Here is a 24,956-nt window from a genome sequence, read left to right as displayed (position 1 = left end):
CAGACCCGCTCATCCATCCCGGTTTCCGAAGAATGGAGCAGCACATGCGCGCGATCGTCGTCCGTGAGTTCGGTGGCCGCCCCGAGCCCGCCGACATGCCCACCCCCGAGGCCGGACCGGGCCAGGTCCAGATCCAGCTCGAGGCCGCCGGGGTCAACCCGTTCGACCAGCGGATCATCGACGGCTTCCTGGACGGCCAACTGCCGCACGACTTTCCGCTGATCCCGGGCACCGACGGCGCGGGCACGATCAGCGCGGTGGGCGCGGGGGTGAACGACTTCGAGATCGGGGAGCGGGTGGTCGGGAAGTTCCTGAACCCGCCGGTCGGGCACGGCACCTTCGCGGAGTACATCGTGGTGCCGCACGACGGCGCCCTCGCCAAGCTGCCGGACGAGGTCTCCGCCATTCGCGGCGCCGCCCTGCCGACCGCGGGCATCACCGCCCTGGACCTCATGCACGCCGCCGGGGTCACCCGCAACCAGAAGGTGCTGGTCGTGGGCGCCTCGGGTGGCGTCGGCTCCTATCTGGTGCAGCTCGCGGCGCTCGCCGGCGCGCACGTCATCGCCACCGCCCGCCCCGACGACACCGATCGGATGATCCGGCTGGGCGCGACCGAGGTGGTGAACTACGGCCGGATCACCGTCACCGACTCCCCCACCCACGCCGAGGGCTCGGAGTTGTCGGTCGCGGATTCGGTGCGGATCACCGATCCCGGCGGCATCGACGTGCTGTTCGATCTGGTCAGCCCGCCGCCGGTTTTCGCCGACAACGCGAGCCTGGTCAAGTCCGGCGGTTCGGCCTATTCGACCATCTGGTCCGCCGACGAGGCGGATCTGCAGGCCCGGGGCGTGCACGGCGGCAACCTCGAATCCCACGGCGGCGCAGCCGAATTGCGCGAGCTGCTGCGGATGGTCGGCGACGGCGACCTGATGGTCCCGATCAGCGCCATGCCGCCGCTGACCGAGGCCCCCGGCGTGATCGGCGCATCCGGGGCACGCGGCAAGATCGTCCTGGTGATCTGAACTCCGGGTTACGCCAATCGATCGGACTCCGGCTATATCCGTGCGACCACCGCGTTTTAAGGGATACTTGACGCGGAGGGCCGCCTGGCAGCAGGCGTTCCGGGGTAGCAGCACAGGAAGGAAAGCTCGACGTCGTGGATGCGCGTTCGGCAGCGCTGGTCCGCGCAAACTTTCGGACAGTCGTCGAGGCCCCCAACGGGCCGGAACGGCTGATCAGCGCGTTCTACGGTCATCTTTTCGCAGAAATTCCCGCCCTGCGGGAACTGTTCCCCTCCGCCATGGACATGCAGCCGAAACGGTTGGTCACGGCCATCTCGTTCGTGCTCGACAACCTGGAGGACTGGGATCGCGCGCAACGCTTCCTGGAGCAGCTCGCGCGCGACCATCGCAAGTACGGGGTGGAGGCGGCGCACTACGACATCGCCGGGCGCGCCCTGCTCCACGCCTTCCGCAGCTACAACGGCACCGCGAACTGGAGCCGGCAGCTGGAGGCGGGCTGGCGCGACATCACCATCCTGATCTCGGCGTCCATGGCCATCGGCGCCAATTCGGATAAGTCGCAACCGTATTGGGAGGCGACGGTGGTCGGGCACCGGCGGGTGGTGGACGATCTGGCCATCGTCCGTCTGCAGACCGACACCCCGATCCCCTATCAGGCCGGGCAGTACGTGCCGGTGGCCATTCCGCAGCGACCCAAGATGTGGCGCTACCTGTCGCCGGCCATCCCCACCAATCCGTACGGCGAGATCGAGTTCCATGTACGGAAGGTGCGCACCGGCTGGGTGAGCCCGGGCATCGTGAACGAGACCCAGGTCGGCGACCGGTGGATGATCGCCGCTCCGCTGGGTGGCCTGCACGTGGATCTGAGCCGCCGCAAGGACGTGCTCATGATCGGGTCCGGTACCGGCATCGCCCCGCTGCGGGCACAACTCATCGAGATGGGCCGGCGCGGCATCAATCCACGCGTGCACCTGTTCATGGGCGGGCGCTACCCGTGTGATCTCTACGACGTGGAGAACATGTGGCAGCTCTCGCAGTCCAATCCGTGGCTCACGGTGGTCCCGGTCTGCGAGAACGAGACCAACCCGTGGTGGCACCCCTATCCGCCGGCCGAGACGCCGTTCGGCATGCATCGGCGGCTGATCGGCAATCTGGGCGCGGTGGTGGCCAGCTTCGGCGCCTGGGCCGACCGCCAGATCCAGATCGCCGGCTCGGCCCGCATGATCGCAGACACCAAGCGCGCCCTGCTCGCGGTGGGCACGCCGACGTCGGCGATAAGCTCGGATCCGGTGTAGTGCACGGCCTTTCGACAATCAGGAGTTATCGGTGACGCTCGGCCCGGACGAGACCGGAGAGCTCGCGCTCGGCGCGCAGACGGAGTGGAACGCCACGGTGGTGGGTGCGCACCGGCTGCGCGAGGACACCACGGTGGTGCGGCTGATCGGCGAGTTCGTGCCGTTCGCGGCGGGCCAGTCGGTGGAGGTGCGCACGCCACAGCATCCGAACATGGTGCGCCGCCTGTATCCCGCGCTGCCGCCCTCGCTGGACGGCAAGCTGGAATTCCACGTGCGCACGGTGCCGGGCGGCTGGTGCAGCGGTTCCATCGTCGCCGACTCGCATCCGGGCGACGAATGGCGGATCAGCGCACCCGCGGGCTGGCTGGCGGTGGAACCGGAGGCCACCGAGGTGGTCATGATCGCCGACGGGGTCGGGCTGGCGCCGATGCGGGCGCTGCTGCTGGATCTGTCGCGCCGGGAGCAGCCGCCGCGCACCCACCTGTTCGTGGGCGGTCGCTACCCGCGCGACCTCTACGCCTCCGACATGCTCTACCTGCTGACCGGCGAATTGCCGTGGCTCACGGTCGTTCCCGTGGTGCAGAACGAGTACGACCCGGATTTCGTCGACACCTGGTACGAGCAGTGCCGGGTGGACATCGGCTTCCGCCCGGAGGAGATGATGCCGGGCACCATCGCCGACATCCCGGAACGCTTCGGCCCGCTGGATCACCACCAGATCCTGGTCTGCGGCGGCGCGGCCATGGTTCGCAACACCATCGATCAACTGGTCGCCATCGGCGCGCCCGCGGAAGCCATTCGCTACGAAGGCTTCTGAGGGTTCCACCACGCTCAGAACAAGGGGTCGTGGCGGATGTTCTCGGTGGGGGTGCCCGCGGCCATGAGTCGGAACTTGGTGGTCTGCACCATGGACGGCGCGCCGACGATCTGCACGTCCCGGTCGTCCCACGAGCCGTGGCTCGCCACGATCTTGCCGATCTGACCGACCACCCGCGGCTGCAGGCCCGGATACTCGCGGGTCCCGTCGGAGTCGTCGAAGTGCCACCACGGGTTCTCGGTGGATTCGGTGACCGGGTGCACGCTGAGCCACTTGTTGGCGCAGGCCAATTGGCTCAGCACCTCGAGATCGTAGAGATCGCACGGGTAGTGGCCGCCGACGAACACATCCACCTTGGGGTTGGAGCGCCGGGCGGTCATGGCCATGAGCTGTGCGCGCAGCGGGGCGATGCCGGTGCCGCAGCCGATCATGAGCAGCTTGCGGCGGGTGTTGCGGGGCACGCCGAGCCCACCCAGTGGCGAGCCGATCAGCCACTGCTCGCCGACCCGGCTGTGGCCGACCATGGCCGGGCTGACCCAGCCGCCGGTGACGCCGCGGATGTGGAATTCCAGTTCGCCGCCGGCGTTGGCGGGGATGGACGGGGACAGGTAGCGCCACATGCGCGGGCGGGACGGGATCTGCACGCTCATGTACTGACCGGCCGCGTACTGCATGGGCTGGTCCAGCCGCAGGCGCACGATGGCCAGGTTGCGCAGTACTTCCCGATGCTCGATGACGGTGCCGGTCCACACCGGCGGGGTGGTCTCCCGCTCGGCCGCGTTGATCATGGTGTCGGCGATGACGCCGATGCCCTCGTCCCAGGCGCGCCCGATCTCGTCGGTCCAGATCTCGGTGCCGGCGTATGCCTCCAGCGCGCTCTTGAGCGATTTCCCCACGGCCTCATAGTGTTCGGCCACCACCCCGTACTTGCGGTGATCACGCCCGAGCTGGGCCAGGAAGGGCAGCAACCGGTCCGGCTCCTCCAGCCGGTCCACCACGTAGGCGATGGCCTTCACCAGCCGGTCACGCTGGGCATCCAGGGCTGCGGGGAAGTGGTCGCGAACGTGGGGGTACTCCGTGAAGAGGATGGCGTAGAACGATCGCGCGAGTTTCTCGGAGCCACCTTCTTCCGCAGCAACCGCCTTGAACGTTGTTCTTATCAATGCGACGGTGCGCGAATCCATGTGTGTCACAACCCCATTTCGCAATCGAACGCAGGCGTGACCGGCGAGTGAAGTGCTCCGGGACACTCGACAGCAGCCGTTGCCAAGCCAGTGTAAGCGAGGTTAGCCAGCAACGGAACGGGACGTTTCAATAACGCGGCCTTTATTCCTCGAAAACGTGAATGTCGCGGGGTATCCGAGCCGAAAACAGACTGTTCAACCGGAACACGCCGTGGGACACAGGCTTTCGGACGGCTAACCTGCCTGATCCGTTTTGCAAGACTCAGGAAAACAGCGATCCTGCCGCAACTGCGCCCGTCCTTGAATTCCCTTGCAGCATAGGGACAAAACTCACGATTGGCATCAATTTATAACGTACCGGTCCGTTTGTAATTCACCGACGCCAAGAAATTCGCCAATCCCACAGTCCCCATTGGCGACTCAGCACATTACCCGCAACAATCACGAGCGGGCGAACCGACCCGCGTCCGCCAGGCGCGGATCACGACGAAAATGAAGGCGGCACCCCGGGATCCGGGGTGCCGCCTTCCACTTCTCTTGCCCTACTGCGGCTTACGCCGGTTTCGGGGCTGCCACACCACGAGAGCGGTGCTGCGCTGCGGCGGGGTCAGGTCGGGGCGGTACCCCGACCGGAGCCTTTCCATCTCGGCGGTCAACTCGCTCACCCGCTGCTGCAGCTCCTCCACCTGGTTGGTGAGTTCGATGATCCGTTTGATGCCGGCCAGGTTCACGCCCTCGTCCTGGGACAGGCGCTGCACCTCGCGGAGCAGCTCCACATCCCGGTCCGAGTAGCGCCGCCCGCCGCCCGAGGTGCGTTGCGGCGAAACCAGACCCAGCCGGTCATAGGTGCGCAGCGTCTGGGCGTGCATGCCCGCCAGCTGCGCGGCCACCGAGATCAGGAAGTACTGGGCCTCGGTCTTCTTCGGATCGGAACTCATTACGCACCTGCCCATCCCGCACGTGGATCGAACCCGCTGGTCTTCTCCGCCTCCGCGTAGCGCCGCAGCGCCTCGGCGGCATTGTCGTCCAGCTTCTGCGGTACCGCGACCTTCACCGTGACCAGCAGGTCACCGGCGCCGCCGTCACGCTTGGGCACACCGCGCCCGCGCACCCGCAGGGTCCGGCCGTCGGCGGTACCCGGCGGCACCTTGACGCCGACACGGCCGTCCAGGGTGGGCACGGAAACCGTGGTACCCAGCACCAGTTCGGAGTACGAGACCGGCAGCACCAGGGTCAGGTCGTCGCCATTGCGGCCGAAGACCTTGTCCTGGCTGACGTGCACGGTGACGTACAGGTCGCCCGGAGGCGCGCCGCGCAGGCCCGCCTCGCCCTGACCGGCCAGCCGGATCCGCTGCCCGTCGCGCACGCCCGGGGGAATGCGCACGGTGATGGTGCGGGTCCGGTTCTGGATGCCGCTGCCGCGGCAGTCGACACACGGGTCGTCGATGATCGACCCGGTGCCCCGGCAGTCCTCGCACGGCTCGCTGAAGCCGAACGCGCCCTGGTTCCGGCTGACCACACCGGTGCCATTGCAGTGCGGGCAGACTCGCGGGCTGGTGCCCGGCTTGGCACCACTGCCGTGGCAGGTGGTGCAGGCGGCCGGGCTGGTCATGCGCAGCGGGACGGTCACGCCCTGGGCGGCCTCGCGGAAGCCGAGGGTGGTCTCGGTCTCCACATCCGAACCGCGTCGCGGACGCGACGAGGTCCGGGTGCCACCGCGATTGAACAGTCCGCCCAGCAGATCGCCCAGGCCGCCGTCGGCGCCACCGGCTCCGGCGCCCGCGCCGAAGATGTCGCCGAGGTTGAACTCGCCGGAGAACCCGCCGCCGGGCTGGCCGTAGCCACCCCCGGGCGAGAACCCGCCGCGTCCGAAACCGCCCCCGGCGAACAGCTTCCGGGCCTCGTCGTACTCCTTGCGCTTCTCCGGATCCGACAGCACGGCGTTCGCCTCGCTGACGGCCTTGAACCGCTCCTCGGCCGTGCTGTCCCCGGGGTTCTTGTCCGGGTGCAGGTCACGGGCCAGCTTGCGGTAGGCCTTCTTGATCTCGTCCTGGGTGGCGCCGGAGGAAACACCCAGATCCTTGTAGAAGTCCTTCTCGAGCCACTCTCGATTCACCGGGCATCTCCTCCTTTCCGTGTTGTCGGTGACGCCGGGGGCGTCTGTGCGTTGTTAATCAGTGCCAGCGGCATCGGTGCCAGCGTTCGTCGTATCCGGCTGCGCCGCAGCCAGATCCGCTACACCGTCGGTGACGCCGACCAGCGCGTGCCGCAGCACGCGATCGCCGAAGCGGTAGCCCTTGCGCATCACCATGCCGAGGATCGGGTCCGCGCCACTGCCCTCGTGCTGCACGGCCTCGTGCAGGGTCGGGTCGAAAGGCTCACCCTCCGAACCGAATTCCTCGAGGCCCTGCTTCTGCAGGGCGGTGACCAGCTTGTCCGCGACCGACTTGAGCGGCCCGTTGTCGAGGTCACCGTGCGCGCGGGCGCGATCCAGATCGTCGAGCACCGGGAGCAGTTCGCCCACGACCGCGGCCTTGGCGGTGTCGATGGCGGCCTTGCGGTCGCGCTCGACGCGGCGGCGGTAGTTGGCGTACTCCGCGGTCAGACGCTGCAGATCGGCGGTGCGCTCGGCCAATTCGGCCGTGATCGCGTCGGCGAGGGCATCCTCACTGACCTCGGGAGTTCCCTCGGCCCCGAGGGCCGCGGCGGTGTCCGCCGCGGCCTCGAAGACCTCACCCGTGGCCGAGTCGACCATGTTTTCCGGGTTCTGGTTCGTCACTTCTTCTCAGGCTCCTCGACGACTTCGGCGTCCACGACGGTGTCATCGGACTGCGGCGCGCCCGCGCCGTTGCCCTGGGCGGCCTGGTCCGCGGCCGAGGCCTCGTAGATGGCCTGGCCCAGCGCCTGCGACTCGGTGGCGAGCTTCTCCACCGCGGTCTTGATGACCGAGATGTCGGTGCCCTTGAGCGCCTCGTTCGCCTCCGCGATGGCCGCCTCGACCTTGGTCTTGACGTCCGCCGGGACCTTGTCCTCGTTGTCCTTGATGAACTTCTCGGTCTGGTGCACCAGCGACTCGGCCTGGTTGCGGGTCTCCGCCTCCTCGCGACGCGCCTTGTCCTCGGCCGCGTGCGCCTCGGCGTCCTTCACCATGCGGTCGATCTCCTCCTTGGACAGGCCGGAGCCGTCCTGGATCTTGATCGTGTTCTCCTTGCCGGTGCCCTTGTCCTTGGCGGTGACGTGGACGATGCCGTTGGCGTCGATGTCGAAGGTGACCTCGATCTGCGGCACGCCGCGCGGGGCCGGCGGGATGCCGGTCAGCTCGAACGATCCGAGCAGCTTGTTGTGCGAAGCGATCTCGCGCTCACCCTGGAAGACCTGGATCTGCACGGACGGCTGGTTGTCGTCGGCCGTGGTGAAGGTCTCCGACCGCTTGGTCGGAATGGTGGTGTTGCGCTCGATCAGCTTGGTCATCACGCCGCCCTTGGTCTCGATGCCCAGCGACAGCGGGGTGACATCGAGCAGCAGGACGTCCTTGACCTCACCCTTGAGCACACCGGCCTGCAGGGCGGCGCCGACGGCGACGACCTCGTCCGGGTTCACGCCCTTGTTGGGCTCCTTGCCGCCGGTCAGTTCCTTGACCAGGTCGGACACGGCGGGCATCCGGGTCGAACCACCAACGAGCACAACGTGATCGATGTCGCCGACCGAGATGCCGGCGTCCTTGATGACCGACTGGAACGGCTTGCGGGTGCGGTCCAGCAGATCAGAGGTGATCTTCTGGAACTCGGCGCGGGTCAGCTGCTCGTCGAGGAACAGCGGGTTCTTGTCCGCGTCGACCGTGATGTAGGGCAGGTTGATCGAGGTCGACTGCGAGGACGACAGCTCGATCTTGGCCTTCTCGGCAGCCTCGCGCAGACGCTGCATGGCCATCTTGTCCTTGGTCAGGTCGATGCCCGAGGTGCCCTTGAACTTGTCGACCAGCCAGCCGACGATGCGCTCGTCCCAGTCGTCGCCACCGAGGTGGTTGTCACCGGAGGTGGCGCGGACCTCGACGACGCCCTCGCCGATCTCCAGCAGCGAGACGTCGAAGGTGCCGCCACCGAGGTCGAAGACCAGGATGGTCTGTTCCTTGTCACCCTTGTCGAGGCCGTAGGCCAGCGCGGCGGCGGTGGGCTCGTTGACGATGCGGAGCACGTTCATGCCCGCGATCTGACCGGCCTCCTTGGTGGCCTGGCGCTGCGCGTCCTCGAAGTAGGCGGGGACGGTGATCACGGCGTCGGTGATCTCTTCACCCAGGTAGGCCTCGGCGTCGCGCTTCAGCTTCATCAGCACGCGCGCGGAGATCTCCTGCGGGGTGTACTTCTTGCCGTCGATGTCGACAGACCAGTCCTCGCCCATGTGGCGCTTGACGGACCGGATGGTGCGGTCGACGTTGGTGACGGCCTGGTTCTTGGCGGGCTGACCGACGAGCACCTCACCGTTCTTGGCGAAAGCGACGATCGACGGCGTGGTGCGCGATCCTTCCGAGTTGGCCACGACGACCGGTTCGCCGCCTTCGAGAACGGCGATGACAGAGTTCGTGGTCCCGAGGTCGATACCGACCGCACGAGCCATGGTGGTTCCTCCTAGTTGACGTACCTGAGCGCCCCGGAATCCCTTCCGAGCGACTCCGGCGCACTGCATTCCCAGTAACACTGAGCGTGGTCGGCTCAATCCTGCACCCGCCGGCGGCGGTGCGCAACTTGAACTTGAGTCCGACTCGCTCAACCTTGCTGACCTGTCCCAACGGGGACCGCACGTCATCTATTCCGCGCGGCACAAAAAAAATTCTTCGCGGACAGGCGCGACTCGCCGCCCTCGTGCCCACACCGGTCGGTGCAACTACCGACGGGCCGGGACCGTGACCGATCAGCTGGGCGGGTAGATCGCGATCGGCTCGCCGGTGGCGGTGACCTTGAAGTAGCCGTGCTGGGAGCCGTCGTCGACGTAGACGGTCACCACCGGACTGCCATCGGCGCTCCGGGCGATCTCGACGTGGCCGATCCGGCCGTTGGGCACGCCCGCCGACTGCGGAGCCCCGGCGAGCAGGCCCGCGATCTTCTTCAGATCCAGGACCGACATGTCGAAGATGTCCATGCCCGGAGACCGGGCGATGTCGTCATAGGAGTGGAAGCTGCCGTCGTAACGGATGTGCGCGTCACGTGGCGCCGACGGATCCTGGCGCCGCTCGATGATCACGTAGGTGGGATAGAGAAGAACCTGATCGGCCTTGGTGTCGCCGAAGTGGTCCCGGTAGGCCGCGACGAAACTGGCCAGGCCCGGGCCCGTGGTCGGGTCCGGCAGCGCGGGTGTCGGTGCGGCCGTGCGCGAGACGCAACCCGCGAACGCGCCGAGCAGGGCCGCGGCCACCAGGATCGCGGCGGCGACCCGCATGCGAGTGGACGGACCGCGCCGATTCGCCCGCACCACAGGCGAATTCACCAGATTGGCGGGAATCTGCAGATCCTCCAGCACCGCGTCCAGGTCGCCGAAGGTCTTGGCCGCCATGGCCTTCGCGGTCCGGTGGGTGTGTTCGGCCGCGGTGAGCTCGCCGGCGTCCCGGGCGGTGTCGAGCAGGGTGCAGGCGTCCACGCGATCGGTGTCACGGGCCCGCAGTCCCTGGGAGCGTGCATCAGCCATGATCTCGACCTATCCCCCGAACGCCAGGGTCCGCACGATCCGGCCGTCGAGGGTCGCCTCGAGGTAGCCGTTCTCATTGGCCTTGTTGCCCACATAGATACGAACGATCGGCCCGCTGCCGGACCCTTCGATGTCGAGGTAGCTGACCGTGCCCTGATCCACCTTGGTGAGGGCCGGGGCCCGGGCCGCGAGCGCGGCGATGGCCGGCACGTTCAGCGCGGCCAGATCCGCGGTCGGCGTCTGCGGCGATCGGGTCTGCGGCTGGTCACCCTGGTCGAAGCCGCCGCGATAGGTGTAGCGCACCTTGCGGTTGGCCTGGGTCCCGCGGGTGACCACCGCGTAGTCGGGGAACAGGTCGACCTCGTCGACGATGGTGTCGCCGAACTTGGCGCGATAGGCGTCCCGGAAGTAGCCGATGCCCTCGGCCTCGGTGAGTTTCGGCCGGGGCAGCACCATCGGCCCGATCACACCCAGGTCGACCGCGGGCGGTCCGGCCGCCGGGGTGGCGGGGCGATCCACGGCCACGAACGTGCCCACCGCGACCGCGATACTCAGGGCCGCGACGCCGGCGGCGAACCAGTTCTCGCGCCGCGACTTCGGCGGGGCGGGATCCGGCGGGGCGTCGCCGGACCGCTGCAGATCATCGGTGAGCTGGGCCAGTTCGCCCAATGTCCGCGCCTCGCCGGCGAGTTCGGTGAGGGTGCGATGGTCGGCGACGCTCAGCTGCCCGTCCGCGCGGGCGGCGTCGAGCAGGGTGCAGGTGGCCTGGCGGTCGCTGTCGCGGGCCCGGGTGCGCGGCGGATAGCCGCCCGCGGACGGCCGTCGCACCCGCCGGCCGGCGGGCGCGAGGCCGGCGGTCTTGGTGCTCGGCTGCAGGTCGCCGATGAGCCGTTGCAGTTCGCCGAGGGTCTGTGCGGTCTGCGCCCGCTCGGACCGCTGGTGGTACTCCTCGACCGCGAGCTCGCCCTCCTCGAAGGCGGCGTCGAGCAGCGCCCGCGCGTTGACGCGGTCGAGGTCCCGCGCCCGCATCCGCCCGGCCGCGGGCGAATCCCCGGGCGGTCCGGACGATTTCGAGCTCACGCGGGGATCGTAAACGGAACCTGGCCGTACCGCGCGGTTTCCGGCAGGGCGGTGAGCAGGGGCGGGACACGCCCGGGATGCGCGCAGACGTCCGAAATGCCGGTGTTGCACGCAACCGCCCACGAAGATCGTGAGCGTCGATTTCCGCTGGTGAGGAGGCGCGATGCAGGCACGGTTCGGTATTTCGATCCCGCCCGTCGCGGCCGCGCTGCCGGACGTCATCGATATGGCCGTGGCCGCCGACGCCGAGGGGCTGGATCTGGTGGCCATCCAGGACCATCCCTACAACGCGCAGTTCGGCGACACCTTCGCGGTGATCGGGGCCTGCCTGGCGGCCACCGGCCGGGTCAGCCTGTATCCGGGCGTGGCGAATCTGCCGCTGCGCACGCCCGCCATGATCGCCAAGCAGGCCGCCACCTTCGACCTGCTCAGCGGCGGGCGCTTCGAATTGGGCTTGGGGGCGGGCGCTTTCGAGAGCGGCGTGGTGGCCATGGGCGGGCCCGCCCGCAAGGGCCGGTCCGCGCTCATGGCCCTGGCCGAGAGCATTGCCATCATCCGGGCGGAATGGCGGCCCGGGCAGCTGGTGTCCGTGGTAGGCACCGAATACACGGTGCAGGGCATCGAGGGCGGGCCCGCGCCCGCGCACAATATCGGGATCTGGCTGGGCGCCATGGGCCCGCACGCGCTGGACCTGATCGGCTCCGCGGCCGACGGGTGGGTTGCGCCGCTGCCGAATTGGATGCCCTGGGAGCAGTGGGCCGGAGCCAATGCCCGCATCGACGCGGTGGCGCGCTCGCTCGGGCGGGATCCGCGCACCATCACCCGGCTGGCGGCGCTGCCCGGCGTGGTGAGCGACCGGTCGCTACACCCGGATCCCCATGGCTCCGACCCGATTCACGGCTCCCCGGAGGAGTGGGCGGACATCATCGTCCGCCTGGCCCGCGACGCCGGGTTCGACACCTTCATCTACTGGCCGCCCGGCTTCGACGTCGACCAGGTGCAGCGTTTCGCGCGACAGGTGGTGCCCATCGCGCGAAAGCTCCTGGGCGACGGCTGAACCCGCGATCGGAGCGCCGTTCGCGGACCTCCTCGAGGTGCTACCGCGCCGCCTTCGCGGCCTCGACCGCCTCCACCTCGGCGGGCAGTTCACCGGGCTGACCGACGCCGGTGGTGATCAGGTCGCGCAGGCTCTCGGTGATGTAGAACGTCCACGCCGGGGAGCAGGCGTCGTAGCACTCGTAGTCGGGAACGAGCCCGACGTGGGTGAAGCGGAGTTCGGTGCCGCCGGCGGTTTCGGTGATGTCGAAATGGATTTCGGTATTCACCCATTCGGTCTTGTCCTGGACGAAGGACAGCCAGGCGTCCTTGACCAGCCAGACCACGCGGCGGTTCGGCACCACCTCGGTCAGCTCGATATCGCTGCGGTGGACGCCGGGCACCTCGAAGACGAAAGTGTCGCCCTGGCGCTCGGTGCCGCCCGTAATGCCCTTCCCCCACCACCCGCGGGCGTTCAGGACGGCGGCGAAGACCTCGGCGGGGGTGCGGTCGACGGTGACGCTGGTGGTGAAGTTCTGATCGGTCATGGCAGGTCCCATTTCTTTCCTGAACACACAGGGCGGGTCGGAGCGGACTGTCTCGCGAGAACTTACTTGCATAACGATAGTGGGGTCACTTGCATCACACAAGCAGATGAGCCAATCTGGATACATGTTGGGACGCATGTACGACGGGGAGGTGTGCTCGGCCGCGCGCACGCTGGAGATCGTCGGCGAGCGCTGGAGCCTGCTCATCGTGCGCAATGCCATGTTCGCCGGGATGACCCGGTTCACCGAGTTCCAGCGCTCGCTCGGCATCGCGCCGAACATCCTCACCAAGCGGCTCGCCGAATTCGTCGAGGCCGGAATCTTCGAGCAGCGCAGCGGCACCGGCAGCGGCCACCCCGAATATCTGCTCACCGCCAAGGGACTCGACCTGAAACCGGTCATCCTCGCGCTCACCGACTGGGGCGACCGCTGGGCGGCGCCGGACGGACCGCCGGTCACCTACCGGCACACCGGATGCGGCGGGAGAGTCGATGTGCACCTGGAATGTTCGGACTGCGACGCCAGCCCCGACCTGGCAGCGGTGACGGCCGAACTCGCGCCGTGGGCGTACGAGATGAAGTACGGGACGCCCGCGTCACTCCAGTAGCGGGAACCGCCCCGAACGCAGCAGCCCGGCGATGGCCTCCAGCTTCGCCTGCGGCGCGGCGTAATCCGGATGCGCGCCGAGCACGGCGGCGGCATCGTGCAGGCGCACCATCTGCCGCTCCGCCTCCTCCACACTGCGCCCGCCCGGCGTGATCGGGTGCGCGGCGAAGGCAGGACGGCGCGGATCCACCCGGCCCAGCTCGAGGGCCTTCTCCACCCGCCGCGAGCACCGGCAGAACGCCTGGGGATTCGCCAGCCCGCAGGTGGATTGCAGGAAGTTCCCGAGCCGTTTCTTGGCCCGCTCCACCCGTTTCCGATACGCGGCGGGTGTCGCGCCGACGATCCAGGCGGCCTCCTCCGAGCTCACCTCGAAGACATCGGAGAGTACGTACGCCACGCGTTCGTCGCGGCCCAGGCACTGCAGCATGGCCTGGCTGCAGTTGAGCCGCACCTCGTGGGTGAGCAGCGCGGACTCCGGCCCGCGGTAATCCTCCTCGGCCAGGCCGTCTTTCAGTCCCTCGCCGAACTGGTCGAGGCTGAGCTGCTGCGCTTCCTGCGGCGTCTGCCGCTTCAGATTCAGCAGGTAGTTGACGCCGATGCGGTAGGCCCAGGTGGTGAGCCGGGCCTCGCCGCGCCAGGTCGCGAGATTGCCGACCACCCGCAGCAGGATCTCCTGGGTGGCGTCCTCGGCGTCGGCGGGCCGCCACACCATGCGCAATGCCAGCCGGTAGATCGGATCCTGCAGCAGCCGAACGACATCCGAGACGGCGGCGCGATCGCCCTCGACGGCCCGTGCGACGAGCGCGCGCTCGTCGATGTCCGATCCGGTGTCCATATCGCCAGCATAGGGATCGCGGGGCGCACCATGGTGCGCCCCGCGATGAGCCCTGCCACGGCGAAACCGGGCTAACCGGTCGAACCGCCCGGCCGTGCGACCCGGCGGATCAGGCCACGGCCGCAGTGGCGGTGAGGGCGTGGCGGTGGATCCACTGCGCGACCGCCTGCCCGATGGCATCGGGCTGGTCCTCGGGGCAGTGATGCCCCGCCGGTCCGATATTCGCGAGCTCGGCGGCGGCGAAGGTCCGCTCCGCCCACTCCATCACCTCCGGCGAGCCGAGGCCGACACCGTCCTCGACGTGCATGACCAGCTTCGGCACCTCGGGGCTCGCGGCCATCCACCGGTCGTAGTTCTCGATGATGGCGACCACGTCGACCGGCTCGCCCTCCAGCGGGAATTCGCGCGGCCACGCCAGCATCGGCCGGCGGGACTCCGGGGTCGGGTACGGCGCGCGGTAGGCGTCCAGGGCCTCGGGGCTCAGATTCCGGGTGGCGGCCGGCAGGTTGAATTCGATGAACATATTGCGTTCCAGCACCATCTCCTCGCCCTCGGGAGAACGGAAGCGGCGGAACAGTTCCGCGCCCTGCGGCGGCATCTCCGACCAGCGCATCGGCCGCAGGAAGGTCTCCACCACGGCAATACCGCGCACCCGCTCGGGATGCCTTGCGGCCCAGTGCATTCCGAGTGCGCCGCCCCAGTCGTGGCCCACGATCACGACCTGGTCCAGGCCCAGGGCGTCGAACCAGGCATCCAGGTAGCGGGCGTGATCGACGAAGCGGTAGTCGCTGGCCGGCTTGCCGGAGGCGCCCATGCCGATGAGATCGGGTGCCAGGGCGCGGGTCTCGCCGCTCACGTGCGGGATCACATTGCGCCAGAGGTAGGAGGAGGTGGGGTTGCCGTGCAGGAACACGACGGGCACCGCACCGCTGCCGGTGTCGGTGTCGGTGTAGTTGATGAACGAGTCCAGAACGTCGATGGTGGCCATCGTCGGTGTCCTTCCGGGTGAGTTGCCTACACCTGGTTGGACACGCGCCGGCCCGGCCTGTGACAGCGCCTAGGTGTGATCTGGGCCATACATGGGCACGGTGCCCGGCGCGACGGTCAGGCCGGGGTGGACACCCGGGGTCAGGCCGTTGCCGATCGCCGTCCGCTGCAGCAGCGCGAGCAGCCGCGGCCGGTCCTCGGGGTCGAGCGCGGCGAGCAGTTCCGCATTGAGTCCATCGGCGATCGCGGCCGCGCGGGCAATGGTCTCGCGCCCGGCGGGCAGCAGGTGCACGGCGTGGGCGCGGCGATCGACCGGATGCTTGCGCCGCTCGACCAGGCCGCGCTTCTCCAGGTCGTCGATCAGGCTGACCATGACATTCCGGTGGATCCCCAGGGCATCGCACAGCTGCTGCTGGGTCCGGCCGTCATTGGCCTCGAGCAGGCGGAGCGTGCCGTATTGCGGCGGCCTGATCCCCAGGGGCGCGAGCAGCGCGTCGAAGCGGTACGCGGAATGCGATCCCAACTGCCCCAGCAGGAACGCGGCGCTCTCGAACAGCGGTGAGTACTGGGGATCGGCGTCGGTCACCTGCACAGCCTACAGCAATGCCCGAACCATGATTGCCCTCTTGATTGATAATCACTTCAGGTGCATAGTTTGGAGAGTCGATCCAATCCCCGATAGCGAGGAGAGCTCGCCCCATGGATACCGACAGTTCCCCCACCCTCGATCCACGCCGCTGGATCGCCTTCGCCGTCGTGCTGGCCGCCGGATTCATGGACCTGCTCGACGTCACCATCGTCAATGTGGCCGTGCCGAGCATTCAGAAGGACCTGGGCGCGGCCTACTCGCAGATCGAATGGATCATCGCCGCGTATGTGCTGTCCTTCGCGGCCGTACTCATCACCGGCGGGCGGCTCGGCGACATCTACGGCCGCAAACGCCTGTTCCTGCTCGGCATGGCCGGATTCACCGCGGCCTCACTGGCCTGCGGCCTGGCCTCCTCCCCGACACTGCTCATCGGCTCGCGGTTCGTCCAGGGCGCGATGGCCGGGCTCATGGTGCCGCAGATCCTCGCCATCATTCGCGTCACCTTCCCGAAGGACGAGCGCGCCAAGGCCATTGCCGTCTACAGCGGCGTCGGCGGATCCGCGTCCGCGGTCGGGCTGTCCCTGGGCGGGCTGCTGGTGCAGTGGAATCTCTTCGATCTGAGCTGGCGGCCCATCTTCCTGGTGAACGTGCCGGTCGGCCTGATCGCGCTGGCCGCCGCGGCGCTGGTGATGCGGGATTCGCGGTCCGCGCACGCGCCGCGCCTGGACATCGCCGGCATGGTGCTCGCCATTTCCGCGGTGCTGCTGCTGGTGTATCCGCTCACCGAGGGCCGTCGATTGGATTGGCCCGCCTGGACTTTCGTCATGATGGGCGCGGCGGCCGTGGCCTTGGCCGCCTTCGTGGTCTACGAACGGTGGCGCAGCCGCAACGGCGGATCCCCGCTGATCGACCTGGACCTGTTCCGGTCGCGGCCGTTCACCGTCGGCCTGGCGAGCTGGCTGCTGTTCTGGATCGGCTTCGGCGGGTTCTTCCTGATCTGGACGCTGTTCATGCAGGCCGGGCTGGGCTGGTCGCCCATGCGGGCCGGCCTGACCTCGGTGTTCTTCGCGGTCGGCGCGGGCATCGGAGCGGGCGTGTCGGTCAGCGTGCTCGCGCCGCGGTTCGGCAAGTGGGTGCTGCTCGCGGGCGGACTGGTCACGGCGGGCGGGTTCGCGCTGTACGGCGCGATGGCCACCCACTACGAATCCGATTTCGCCTCCTGGCAGATGGTGTTGCCGCTCATCGTGACCGGCATCGGATTCGGCATCGTGGTCGCGCCGACCATCGACATGCTGCTCGGGCAGATTCCCGACCGCGAGGCCGGGGCGGCATCCGGGCTGCTGAACACCGGACAGCAGCTGGGGATGGCACTGGGCGTGGCACTGGTCGGCATTCTGTTCTTCGCCCAGCTGGATCATGATTCGGCGCGCGGTGTGGATTCCGTTGCCGCGCAGACCCGCACCGAGCTGGCGGCGGCCGGGGTGCCCGGGCCCGCGCAGGAGCAGATCCTCGCGAACTTCCGGGCCTGTGTGCGGGATCGCTCCGCCGAGGTGGATCCCTCCGTCATCCCGGCGAGCTGCCAGTCTCCGGCCGCGAATCCGGCTGTCGGCCAGACCCTCGCGCGTGCGGGTGAACAGGCCAATGCGGTCAACTTCGCGCACACCTTCGACTACACGCTGGTGTGGGGCATCGGGCTGATGGCGCTGGTGTGCCTCGGATTCCTGGCGCTGCCGCGCGACGCGCGGCTCGAGCAGCACGAGGTGGAGACCGAGGAGGAACTCGTGGGAGTCTGACCCCACCGGCGGGATCCGGACACGGAGTCCGGCAAAAACGGCCGCGGGTTCGGTGATTCACCGGACCCGCGGTCCGTTCCGGTGAAGAATCCACAGTGTCACCGGCATTCGACAGGAGTCAGACATGCGCGCGACCGTGGTCAGCAAGGGCGAATTCCAGGTCGAGGACCTGCCCACCCCCGTACCCGGGCCGGGTCAGGTACTGCTGTCCGTCACCCGCTGCGGCATCTGCGGGTCCGACCTGCACGCCCGCCTGCACTGCGACGAACTCGCCGACCTGGCCGCCGCCACCGGCTACGACCACTTCATGCGCTCCGACCAGCGGATCGTCATGGGACACGAATTCACCGGCGAGATCGCCGAATACGGTCCCGGCACCCGCCGCCGCTGGAAGCCCGGCACCCCGGTGGTGGCGCTGCCCATCCTGCGCACCGGCCGGCAGCCCGAACTCACCGGACTGTCCGCCAATGCGCCCGGCGGCTACGCCGAGCAGGTGCTGGTGCAGGAACCCATGACCTTCCCGGTCCCCAACGGCCTGTCCCCCGACCACGCCGCCCTCACCGAACCGATGGCGGTGGGCTGGCACGCGGTCCGCCGCAGCCGGATCAACAAGGGACAGACCGCCTTCGTCGTCGGGTGCGGTCCCATCGGGCTGGCCGTCATCTCCATGCTGAAGGCGGCCGGCGTGCGCACCGTGATCGCCAGCGACTTCTCGCCGCGCCGCCGCGAACTCGCGGGCCGGTGCGGGGCCGATGTGGTCGTCGACCCCACCGTCGAATCACCGTGGGAGGCAACGCCGAAGAAGCCACGGATCGCCGGCGCCTCCGACATCCTCAATCTGGGCTTCGACGCCATGGAACGGCTGCGGCGGATCCCGAACTTCCCGTGGTGGTACCTGTTCCGCGTCGCGCACACCCTCGACCGCGGTCCGACCGGGCCCGTCGTCTTCGAATGCGTCGGCGTGCCCGGCATCATCGACCAGATCCTCACCGCCGCACCGCCATTGACCCGCGTGGTGGTCGTGGGGGTGTGCATGCAGCAGGACGCCTTCCATCCCGCCACCGCCATCAACAAGGAGATCGAGCTGCGATTCGTCCTCGGCTACGACCCGGGCGAATTCCGCGACACCCTCCATATGATCGCCGACGGGAAGGTGGATCCCAGCCCGCTGATCACCGGGACCGTCGGCCTCGACGGCATCGACGCGGCCTTCACCACCCTCGCCTCACCCGAGCACCACGCCAAGATCCTGATCGACCCGCGCAGCGACCGCACCGCACCCTGACGGCGGGCGCCTAGCGGCCGGGCCGCCGCAGCGCCGGGAAAGGCGTGGTCGGAGGCTCATGCAGGATGTCCAGCAGGCCCTCCGCACTGCGGGCCGCGGTCAGGCAGGCATTCGCGGTGAACTGATCGGCCAGCGGGTGGCGGGCCCGGGCACGCCATTTCTGGACCGCGGCCAGAGCCGCCTCACGCTGGGTGGCGAGATCGGTGTGGGCGGACAGGCCCAGTCGCAGCGTAGGGGCCACGCCGGTGCCGCCGATGAGGCGGTTCAGTTCGGCCAGATCCGCTGGGGGCAGGGGCAATTCGTCCGAGCGCAGGTGCGCCAGCAGGCGGAGTTCGGCGAAGCCGTGCACATCGGCGAGCAGGGTGCGTACCCGCGGCAGCAGGGCATCGGCCGCCGAACCCGGGTTGGCGGTGAGAATGCGGGCCAGGGCGGTGAGGGCCGAATGGGCCTTCAATTCGTCGGCGCGCTGGGCGAATTGGACGTCCAGGACGGTGCGGAGTTCGTCGAGGCCACTGCGGTCGGACAATTCGGCCGCCAGGGCCTGCGAGCCGCGGACACCGAGCCGGATCAGGGTGACGGCCAAGCGGATTCCGAACAAACCGAAGCGGGCCGCCAGGTGGGCACGCAACTCGGCCGGGACCGGCAGCGGCAGATCGGGATGGGCGAAGCGGTCCGCCGACAGCAGGGCCGCGGTCAGCTCGTCCACCGGGATAGCGGCCAGCGCCTCGAAGGCATCGTATTCCCGCTGGCGCAGCGTGGCGGCGGCGAACGCGAGCAGGCCCGCCACCGGAATCACGGACTGACACAGGCCGGTTCGCTCCAACTCGGTCGCGAAGCGGGCGGCCACATCGCGGGCGGAATGCAGGGCGTCGATGCGACCGGCGCCGATCTCGTCGGCCCGCGACACCACGCCCACCACGCCCAGCGGGCCGGAGAAGGACTGCGGCGCACCGGAACTCGCGCCCGGGCCGGCGCCGATGCGCTCCAGGAAGTCCACATCGGCGGCGTCGAGACGACGCAGTAGATAGAGCACGGCATCGGCGGGCGGCAGCGCCGGGCCCGGGCCGCCCGGCGTGAGCAGCCGCGAGGTGCGCGCCGACACCTCCCGCGACAGTGAGGAAATGCCGGGCGTATCGATGATGGTGGTCTGCGCCAGCTCGGCCGACGGCCACTCGACCGCCAGGTGGTCCACTTCACGCGGCGCGGGGGCGTTCCAGCGCAGCGCCGACAGATCGAAGGTGAGCCCGTGCGCGCCCGGCAGCCCCTCGGCCCCACGGCCGCGCCGCACCACCACATCGGCGCGCGCCCCATCGGGGCTGAACGCGGTCACCCGCGGCGCGGTCCCATTGCGGTACCAGGTGACCAGCCGGGTGCACTCGGTCGCGTCGGTCGGCGCGATGTCCTGCCCGACCAGGGCGTTCAACAGCGTCGACTTGCCGGCCTTGAGCTGGCCCGCCAACGCCACCCGCAGCGGCTCGTCCAGCCGCCGCGCGCACTCGTCCAGCTGACCGCGCACCCGCGGCCGCTCGCCCAGCGCCCGCCGCGCCGCCGCCACCAGCCCGCGCGTCTCCGGCACCAGCCCATACCCGACACCGCTCGCGTCGTCCCTCATAGGCTCCCGATTCCGAAGCACACCGCACCTCCACGCATCGCAAGGCATTCGCCCGGCCACGCCGAATCGTTATCAGAACCGCCCAGCTCTCACAGCCAATTCCCAGTTCCGAGAGGCAGCTCACCGCAGCGCGAACCCGGCCACCCAACCCTTGATCTTGCCCGGCCCGAGCGTGTACGCCCCGCCTTCCTCCCGGTGCGCCGCGCCTCTTCCCGGCCCGGCGCCGGTCCGGCACATTGCGTAACCGGCTGCCATTGCCACGACCACGCCCGGACGCCTGCCTCGCGCGGTGGGGTCGTCCAACGGTCGCCCCCGCTGACCCGCCTCAGGTGCGGACAGGCCCGGTCGCGAGCTCTGGAACCGCCTCGGCAGCAGCACCCGACCGCCAGCGGGCCGAGTCGTCTGCACTAGTGCGCGGTGGGCGGGAGTTGTGGCTGCGCGGCGGGCGGAAGGTGCGGCTGGGCAGCGGAAGCCGGCGCGGCCTGGGGTTCCGGGCCGAGGAGGGTGTTGGCGTGGCGGCGGAGTTCGGCCACGATGCGCAGGCGGCGTTCGAGTTCGGCGGCGCGTTCGGAGCGGCGGGCGGCCTCCAGGTTGGCGGCCTCCTGGGCGGCGCGCAGGGATTCGTCGATGGAGCGCAGAGTGCGGTCGGCGATGGCGGTGAAGTGATCGCGCAGCAGGCGGTGGATGCGGTGCAGGCGGTCCTTGGTCTCCTTGCCGGTGTGGAAGGCGATATCGTCCAGGTAGCGGCGCACCGCCATCTTGGCGTCGGCGCGACGCTTGGCCAGGCGGGCCTTCTTGTCGTCGCTGAAGGCCTTGCCGCCCAGCAGGACTCCCGCACCCAGCGAGAGCGGGTTGATCAGGGCCAGCCCGGCCATGGTGCCGACCATGCCCGCCATCACCACGCCGCCGTAGGAGCCGCGCACACCCACGAGCAGCTTGTGGCCCAGGCCCAGATCGGGTTCCAGATCGGCGAGGGTGCAGGACTCGGCGCGGGAGTCGTCGTCGAGGGTGTCGCGCACCTCGGGCAGATCCACCGCGCCGAGATCGTCGAAGTGGGTGGCTACCCGCTCGGCCAGCTTCACCGCGCGGGTGCCGGTCCACACCAGGTTGTCGCCGACCGCGGAACCCACGGTGGCCGTGAGCCATTCGTCCATGCTGTCCCAGTGCCGGCCGGGATCGTGCTGGTCGATCCAGTCCTCGGCGGTGCGGGCGATATCGCGCAGGCGATTGCGCAGATCGTGGTCGATATCCCCCGCCAGATCGGTGATGCCGTCACCCAGCGTCTGCTGCCAGGCGGCGGTGTGGCGATGCAGTTTCTCCGCCTCGGCCTTGGCGGCGTGCAGCTCCCGGATGGCCGCCGCACCCCGCTCGGGATCACGCAGCGCGACCAGCTCACTGCTCAGCGCCAGCGCCAGATGTTCTGCGGCAGAGGAGATGTCGAGAGCGACCGCACGCTGCAGCGCCGCCTGATCCCGGGCCACCACCTGCTCACGCAGGAACTGGAACACCAGCCCGAACCCGGACTCGCGACCCAGGCCCTCGTCCTGCAGACGCATGGCGTGCGCGCGCAGCACGGCCGACACGGGCAGCATGGGCATCTCGATCCCATTGGCGTGCAGGTGCTTCCGGTTCGCCTCGAACACCTGCCGCCAATGCGGATACAGGTCGATCTTGGTGACCAGCACCGCCACCGCTGGGCACAGCTCCCGCACCTGCCGCAGGAAATCCACCTCGGTCTCGGTGAGCTCGGTGGAGGCGTCGGTGAGCACCAGCACCGCGTCCGCGGCCGGGGCCTGCGCGAGAACGCCTGCCGCGCCGGTGGTTCCGTGCACGCCCAGTCCCGGCGTATCCACCACCACGATGCCGTCGGCCAGCAGCCGGCTCGGGGCCTCCAGCTCGAGCCGCAGCACCGCCCGGCCCTGCGGACTGCGCGCGGTGAGGGCGGGGACCGCCTCGAACGGCACCGGCTCCCGGGTGTTCTCGCCGCCGTCGGCGCCCGCCGCGACCACGGTCGCCCGCGGTTGCTCACCGTAGGACAGCACCGTGGTGACCGCCGTGGTCGCATCGTCGGCGACCGGGCAGACATCCATGTTGATCAGCGCGTTGACGAACCGGCTCTTGCCCTGATTCCCCAGACCGGCCACCAGGATCCGCCGCCGCGGATCGCGCACCTTGCCCGCGACCGTCTCCAGCCGCGCGACCAGATCCCCGCGTTCCGCGGCCTTCGCCACCGCGATGGTCTCCGACACCATCGTCAACAGCGGATTCGCCGCCACCATGCCTGTCACCGCCTGCTCACCGAACCTATTCCAGCCGTTTGTGTTCCAACAGGTCGTCGCTCACCGCGGCGAGCGCCCCTTCGACCTACGAGTGCAGAATGTCGCCGACGACGTCTCCGCCCGGGTGCGTTCCGAGATCCACCCCGGTGTGCGCCCCACCATCCCCGAACAGCGACGCGTCCGCACCCGGAGCATGCACCCCGCCGCCGAACGCCTGCGAAACATCCACGCCCGCCCAGGGATTCGTACCGGCACCGTGCAACCCGGCATCCACCGCGGTCCCCCCGTGCACCCCGGCATCGAGCCCGCTCCCCACCTGTACGCCCCCACCGGCCTGGGTCCCCACCCCGGCATCCAACCCGCCGCCGACCCCGGCGACCGAATTCCCCACCCCGGTCAGACCGGTATCCACGCCCCCGCCCAGCCGTGTCCCCGCATCCAGCGCCGAATGCACACCCGCATCCAGACCGGTCCCCACATTCGCGGCCCCGCCGAGACCCGTCTCCAGCCCCGCGCCCACCTGGGTCCCCGCGCCGAGGGCCGAGTGCACCCCGGCATCAAAGCCACTCCCGACCTGGGTCCCGAGCCCCGCACCAGCATTCGCGGCCCCGCCCAGCCCGGTCTCCAAACCGGTCCCGACCTGAGCCCCGGCACCGACCGCGGTGTTGAGCCCCGCACCCAGCTGGTTGACCACGCCGACCGCAGTGTCGATCCCGGTCCCGAGGCCACCCTGCACGCCCGCGCCGATCCCGGTCGCCGCATTACCCACGCCGGAAATGCCCGTTTCCAAGCCACTTCCGAGCTGCACACCCAGATCCGCACCCGTGTGCAGGCCGGCATCGAGCCCCGCACCCAGCTGCGTCCCGGCACCCGCCAGAGTGTCGGCCGTACCGGAGAGCCCGGTCTCCAGGCCGGCTCCGACCTGTGTGCCCAGGCCCGCGCCGACGTTCGCGGCGCCACCGATGCCGGCCTGCAGTCCTGCGCCCGCCTGGGTACCCGCGCCCAGCAGAGTATTGATTCCGGCGTCGAGACCCACGCCCACCTGGGCACCGGTGTTCAGACCGCCCGAGAGGCCACTGTTCAGGTCGCCGCCGAGCTGGCTGCCGACCCCGACCATGGTGTCGGCCGCCCCGGAAAGCCCGGTCTCCAAACCACTTCCGAGCTGTGCGCCCACATTCGCCGCACCATTGAGGCCGGTCTGTACGCCCAGGCCCGCATCGAGTGCGCTGTCGATTCCGGTGGAAAGCCCGGCGCCGAGACCGGTTCCGAGGCCACCCGCCGCGTTCACCGCGCCATCGAGACCCGTCTGCACGCCCGCGCCCACTCCGGCGGCCGTGTTCAGCGCGCCGGTGAGGCCCGCGCCGACACCGGCAGCGGAGTCGAGGGCGCCGGTCAGGCCGGTCTGAAGGCCCGCGCCCACATCGGTGGCGGCGTTGACGGCGGCGGCAAGGTTCGCGCCGAGACCGGTTTCGAGGCCGCCGGCGGTGGAGAGGGCACCGGTCAGGCCGGTGGTGAGGTCCGCGCCGGCCTGGGTGACGGTGTCGAGGGCGCCCTGGAGGCCGGTCTGGAGGCCGGCCCCGGCGGTGAGTCCGCCGGTGAGGGCGGAGGTCAGGTCGGCGGCAGCCTGCGCGCCGAGCACGCCACCGAGGTCGGTCTCCACACCGGTGGCGACATCACCGGCCACGCCGAGCGCGCCGCCGAGTCCGGCGGACAGGCCCGCGCCGAGGTCGGCGGCCGCACCCACGACCGCGCCGATGCCATCGGACAGACCCAGCTCGAGGCCGGTGCCGGTGTCGCCGGTCAGGCACACCTGGGTGGCGGTGGCAGCGGTGGTGCCCAAATTCACACCCGCGGAGTCGCCGATCGCGGCCGAGCCGCCCACGCCGCCGTTGGCCCCGAGACCGGTGTCGGCGCCCAGCCCGGCGGAGCCGCCGAGCCCGGTGTCGGCGCCCAGGCCGGTCGTCCCGCCCGCGGCAATGATGTCGGACAGCTGCGAACCTCCCGCAACCAGTGCGGACTCGGCCACCATGGGGGCCACGGCGGCGATGTCCTCGGGGGTCACATTCTCCAGCCCGGCGGCGGCCAGCGCCCCGCCCGGATTGTTGCAATAGCTGACCGCGGCCTCGTGGTCACGCAGCAGATTGAGGATGAACTCGAGAATTGCGTTGGGGCTCATGGCGAATCGTCTCCCTGGATGGGCGGGCCCCGCTGACCCGCGCTGCTCGAATTTCCTTTCACGTTAGGAAGGCATCTCGTTACGCGTAACGGGGTGAACTCCCCCAAGTTCCACAACGGTCACCTACGGGGGCA

Annotated in this window: 21 protein-coding genes; 7 read left to right on the top strand and 14 right to left on the bottom strand. The window is 69.5% G+C overall.

The window, feature by feature from the left end; translation table 11 throughout:
• Positions 1-44: 44 nt before the first annotated feature.
• The 3 genes from ACWEQQ_RS30455 (at position 45) to ACWEQQ_RS30445 (ending at position 3,134) form a co-directional block, all read left to right on the top strand.
• Positions 45-1,022, top strand: a complete 978-nt coding sequence (locus tag ACWEQQ_RS30455; RefSeq protein WP_452350660.1) for an NADP-dependent oxidoreductase — start codon at positions 45-47, stop codon at positions 1,020-1,022.
• A gap of 134 nt (positions 1,023-1,156) precedes the next feature.
• Entirely contained in the window at positions 1,157-2,317 is a 1,161-nt protein-coding gene (locus ACWEQQ_RS30450) for an FAD-binding oxidoreductase (protein WP_354843320.1), read from the top strand.
• Between the two features lie 31 nt (positions 2,318-2,348).
• The gene (locus tag ACWEQQ_RS30445; RefSeq protein ID WP_452341565.1) at positions 2,349-3,134 is read left to right on the top strand and encodes an FAD-binding oxidoreductase; all 786 of its coding nucleotides are present in this window, start codon (positions 2,349-2,351) and stop codon (positions 3,132-3,134) included.
• Positions 3,135-3,148: 14 nt separating this feature from the next.
• On the opposite strand, the gene ACWEQQ_RS30440 is transcribed toward ACWEQQ_RS30445, so the two are convergent.
• The 7 genes from ACWEQQ_RS30440 to ACWEQQ_RS30410 all read right to left on the bottom strand — a co-directional run bounded on the left by ACWEQQ_RS30440 (position 3,149) and on the right by ACWEQQ_RS30410 (position 11,077).
• Positions 3,149-4,318 (bottom strand): globin domain-containing protein, encoded by a 1,170-nt coding sequence (locus ACWEQQ_RS30440; RefSeq protein ID WP_452341564.1) that lies wholly within the window; start codon positions 4,316-4,318, stop codon positions 3,149-3,151.
• 542 nt (positions 4,319-4,860) lie between these two features.
• Complete coding sequence (locus ACWEQQ_RS30435) at positions 4,861-5,256, bottom strand: heat shock protein transcriptional repressor HspR (RefSeq protein WP_452341563.1); 396 nt, start codon at positions 5,254-5,256, stop codon at positions 4,861-4,863.
• The gene (dnaJ, locus tag ACWEQQ_RS30430) at positions 5,256-6,434 is read right to left on the bottom strand and encodes a molecular chaperone DnaJ (protein ID WP_364619972.1); all 1,179 of its coding nucleotides are present in this window, start codon (positions 6,432-6,434) and stop codon (positions 5,256-5,258) included. The genes ACWEQQ_RS30435 and dnaJ overlap by 1 nt, the downstream gene beginning before the upstream one ends.
• Before the next feature lie 54 nt (positions 6,435-6,488).
• Positions 6,489-7,073 (bottom strand): nucleotide exchange factor GrpE, encoded by a 585-nt coding sequence (gene grpE, locus ACWEQQ_RS30425; protein WP_379401329.1) that lies wholly within the window; start codon positions 7,071-7,073, stop codon positions 6,489-6,491.
• A gap of 20 nt (positions 7,074-7,093) precedes the next feature.
• Positions 7,094-8,932 carry a molecular chaperone DnaK gene (dnaK, locus tag ACWEQQ_RS30420; RefSeq protein ID WP_364619978.1) on the bottom strand — a complete coding sequence of 613 codons (1,839 nt, stop codon included), beginning with the start codon at positions 8,930-8,932 and terminating at the stop codon, positions 7,094-7,096.
• Between the two features lie 294 nt (positions 8,933-9,226).
• Positions 9,227-9,997, bottom strand: a complete 771-nt coding sequence (locus ACWEQQ_RS30415; protein ID WP_452350659.1) for a DUF1707 SHOCT-like domain-containing protein — start codon at positions 9,995-9,997, stop codon at positions 9,227-9,229.
• A 9-nt stretch (positions 9,998-10,006) separates the two neighbouring features.
• Positions 10,007-11,077 (bottom strand): DUF1707 SHOCT-like domain-containing protein, encoded by a 1,071-nt coding sequence (locus ACWEQQ_RS30410; RefSeq protein WP_452350658.1) that lies wholly within the window; start codon positions 11,075-11,077, stop codon positions 10,007-10,009.
• A 163-nt stretch (positions 11,078-11,240) separates the two neighbouring features.
• Here ACWEQQ_RS30410 and ACWEQQ_RS30405 point away from each other — a divergent pair, with 163 nt between their 5' ends.
• The gene (locus ACWEQQ_RS30405; RefSeq protein ID WP_379401224.1) at positions 11,241-12,134 is read left to right on the top strand and encodes an LLM class flavin-dependent oxidoreductase; all 894 of its coding nucleotides are present in this window, start codon (positions 11,241-11,243) and stop codon (positions 12,132-12,134) included.
• A 40-nt stretch (positions 12,135-12,174) separates the two neighbouring features.
• On the opposite strand, the gene ACWEQQ_RS30400 is transcribed toward ACWEQQ_RS30405, so the two are convergent.
• Positions 12,175-12,660 (bottom strand): SRPBCC family protein, encoded by a 486-nt coding sequence (locus ACWEQQ_RS30400; RefSeq protein WP_452350657.1) that lies wholly within the window; start codon positions 12,658-12,660, stop codon positions 12,175-12,177.
• Positions 12,661-12,784: 124 nt separating this feature from the next.
• On the opposite strand from ACWEQQ_RS30400, the gene ACWEQQ_RS30395 reads away from it, so the two are divergent.
• Positions 12,785-13,267, top strand: a complete 483-nt coding sequence (locus ACWEQQ_RS30395; RefSeq protein ID WP_452350656.1) for a winged helix-turn-helix transcriptional regulator — start codon at positions 12,785-12,787, stop codon at positions 13,265-13,267.
• Here ACWEQQ_RS30395 and ACWEQQ_RS30390 read toward each other — a convergent pair.
• The 3 genes from ACWEQQ_RS30390 to ACWEQQ_RS30380 all read right to left on the bottom strand — a co-directional run bounded on the left by ACWEQQ_RS30390 (position 13,256) and on the right by ACWEQQ_RS30380 (position 15,674).
• On the bottom strand, positions 13,256-14,101 hold the full coding sequence (locus ACWEQQ_RS30390; protein WP_452341558.1) for an RNA polymerase sigma factor: 846 nt from the start codon (positions 14,099-14,101) through the stop codon (positions 13,256-13,258). The two genes, ACWEQQ_RS30395 and ACWEQQ_RS30390, sit on opposite strands and share 12 nt — an antisense overlap.
• Before the next feature lie 109 nt (positions 14,102-14,210).
• The gene (locus ACWEQQ_RS30385) at positions 14,211-15,089 is read right to left on the bottom strand and encodes a haloalkane dehalogenase (RefSeq protein WP_452350655.1); all 879 of its coding nucleotides are present in this window, start codon (positions 15,087-15,089) and stop codon (positions 14,211-14,213) included.
• 69 nt (positions 15,090-15,158) lie between these two features.
• Positions 15,159-15,674, bottom strand: coding sequence for a MarR family winged helix-turn-helix transcriptional regulator (locus tag ACWEQQ_RS30380; protein ID WP_354843282.1), 516 nt, complete (start codon positions 15,672-15,674; stop codon positions 15,159-15,161).
• A gap of 113 nt (positions 15,675-15,787) precedes the next feature.
• Between ACWEQQ_RS30380 and ACWEQQ_RS30375 the strand changes: the two genes are divergently transcribed.
• Entirely contained in the window at positions 15,788-17,470 is a 1,683-nt protein-coding gene (locus ACWEQQ_RS30375; protein ID WP_452341556.1) for an MFS transporter, read from the top strand.
• Positions 17,471-17,594: 124 nt separating this feature from the next.
• The gene (locus ACWEQQ_RS30370; RefSeq protein ID WP_452350654.1) at positions 17,595-18,755 is read left to right on the top strand and encodes a zinc-binding dehydrogenase; all 1,161 of its coding nucleotides are present in this window, start codon (positions 17,595-17,597) and stop codon (positions 18,753-18,755) included.
• A 10-nt stretch (positions 18,756-18,765) separates the two neighbouring features.
• Here the strand turns inward: ACWEQQ_RS30370 and ACWEQQ_RS30365 are convergent, their stop codons facing one another.
• The 3 genes from ACWEQQ_RS30365 to ACWEQQ_RS30355 all read right to left on the bottom strand — a co-directional run bounded on the left by ACWEQQ_RS30365 (position 18,766) and on the right by ACWEQQ_RS30355 (position 24,822).
• On the bottom strand, positions 18,766-20,367 hold the full coding sequence (locus ACWEQQ_RS30365) for a dynamin family protein (RefSeq protein ID WP_452350653.1): 1,602 nt from the start codon (positions 20,365-20,367) through the stop codon (positions 18,766-18,768).
• A gap of 407 nt (positions 20,368-20,774) precedes the next feature.
• Positions 20,775-22,646 (bottom strand): dynamin family protein, encoded by a 1,872-nt coding sequence (locus ACWEQQ_RS30360; RefSeq protein WP_452350735.1) that lies wholly within the window; start codon positions 22,644-22,646, stop codon positions 20,775-20,777.
• An 85-nt stretch (positions 22,647-22,731) separates the two neighbouring features.
• Positions 22,732-24,822, bottom strand: a complete 2,091-nt coding sequence (locus ACWEQQ_RS30355) for an IniB N-terminal domain-containing protein (RefSeq protein WP_452350652.1) — start codon at positions 24,820-24,822, stop codon at positions 22,732-22,734.
• Positions 24,823-24,956 lie beyond the last annotated feature (134 nt).

The sequence above is a fragment of the Nocardia sp. NPDC004123 genome, assembly GCF_053603795.1.
Note: the sequence above shows the minus strand (reverse complement) of the source record. Positions and strands in the feature narration are given on the sequence as shown.

Excerpts from the sequence above, each read along its gene's own strand:
- ACWEQQ_RS30365 (WP_452350653.1), bottom strand. The coding sequence starts at position 20,367 with ATGAGGGACGACGCGAGCGGTGTCGGGTATGGGCTGGTGCCGGAGACG.
- ACWEQQ_RS30370 (WP_452350654.1), top strand. The coding sequence starts at position 17,595 with ATGCGCGCGACCGTGGTCAGCAAGGGCGAATTCCAGGTCGAGGACCTG.
- ACWEQQ_RS30415 (WP_452350659.1), bottom strand. The coding sequence starts at position 9,997 with ATGGCTGATGCACGCTCCCAGGGACTGCGGGCCCGTGACACCGATCGC.
- dnaK (WP_364619978.1), bottom strand. The coding sequence starts at position 8,932 with ATGGCTCGTGCGGTCGGTATCGACCTCGGGACCACGAACTCTGTCATC.
- ACWEQQ_RS30375 (WP_452341556.1), top strand. The coding sequence starts at position 15,788 with ATGGATACCGACAGTTCCCCCACCCTCGATCCACGCCGCTGGATCGCC.
- ACWEQQ_RS30395 (WP_452350656.1), top strand. The coding sequence starts at position 12,785 with ATGTTGGGACGCATGTACGACGGGGAGGTGTGCTCGGCCGCGCGCACG.
- ACWEQQ_RS30360 (WP_452350735.1), bottom strand. The coding sequence starts at position 22,646 with ATGGTGGCGGCGAATCCGCTGTTGACGATGGTGTCGGAGACCATCGCG.
- ACWEQQ_RS30435 (WP_452341563.1), bottom strand. The coding sequence starts at position 5,256 with ATGAGTTCCGATCCGAAGAAGACCGAGGCCCAGTACTTCCTGATCTCG.
- ACWEQQ_RS30400 (WP_452350657.1), bottom strand. The coding sequence starts at position 12,660 with ATGACCGATCAGAACTTCACCACCAGCGTCACCGTCGACCGCACCCCC.
- ACWEQQ_RS30405 (WP_379401224.1), top strand. The coding sequence starts at position 11,241 with ATGCAGGCACGGTTCGGTATTTCGATCCCGCCCGTCGCGGCCGCGCTG.
- grpE (WP_379401329.1), bottom strand. The coding sequence starts at position 7,073 with ATGGTCGACTCGGCCACGGGTGAGGTCTTCGAGGCCGCGGCGGACACC.
- ACWEQQ_RS30385 (WP_452350655.1), bottom strand. The coding sequence starts at position 15,089 with ATGGCCACCATCGACGTTCTGGACTCGTTCATCAACTACACCGACACC.
- ACWEQQ_RS30390 (WP_452341558.1), bottom strand. The coding sequence starts at position 14,101 with ATGGACACCGGATCGGACATCGACGAGCGCGCGCTCGTCGCACGGGCC.
- ACWEQQ_RS30455 (WP_452350660.1), top strand. The coding sequence starts at position 45 with ATGCGCGCGATCGTCGTCCGTGAGTTCGGTGGCCGCCCCGAGCCCGCC.
- ACWEQQ_RS30440 (WP_452341564.1), bottom strand. The coding sequence starts at position 4,318 with ATGGATTCGCGCACCGTCGCATTGATAAGAACAACGTTCAAGGCGGTT.
- ACWEQQ_RS30355 (WP_452350652.1), bottom strand. The coding sequence starts at position 24,822 with ATGAGCCCCAACGCAATTCTCGAGTTCATCCTCAATCTGCTGCGTGAC.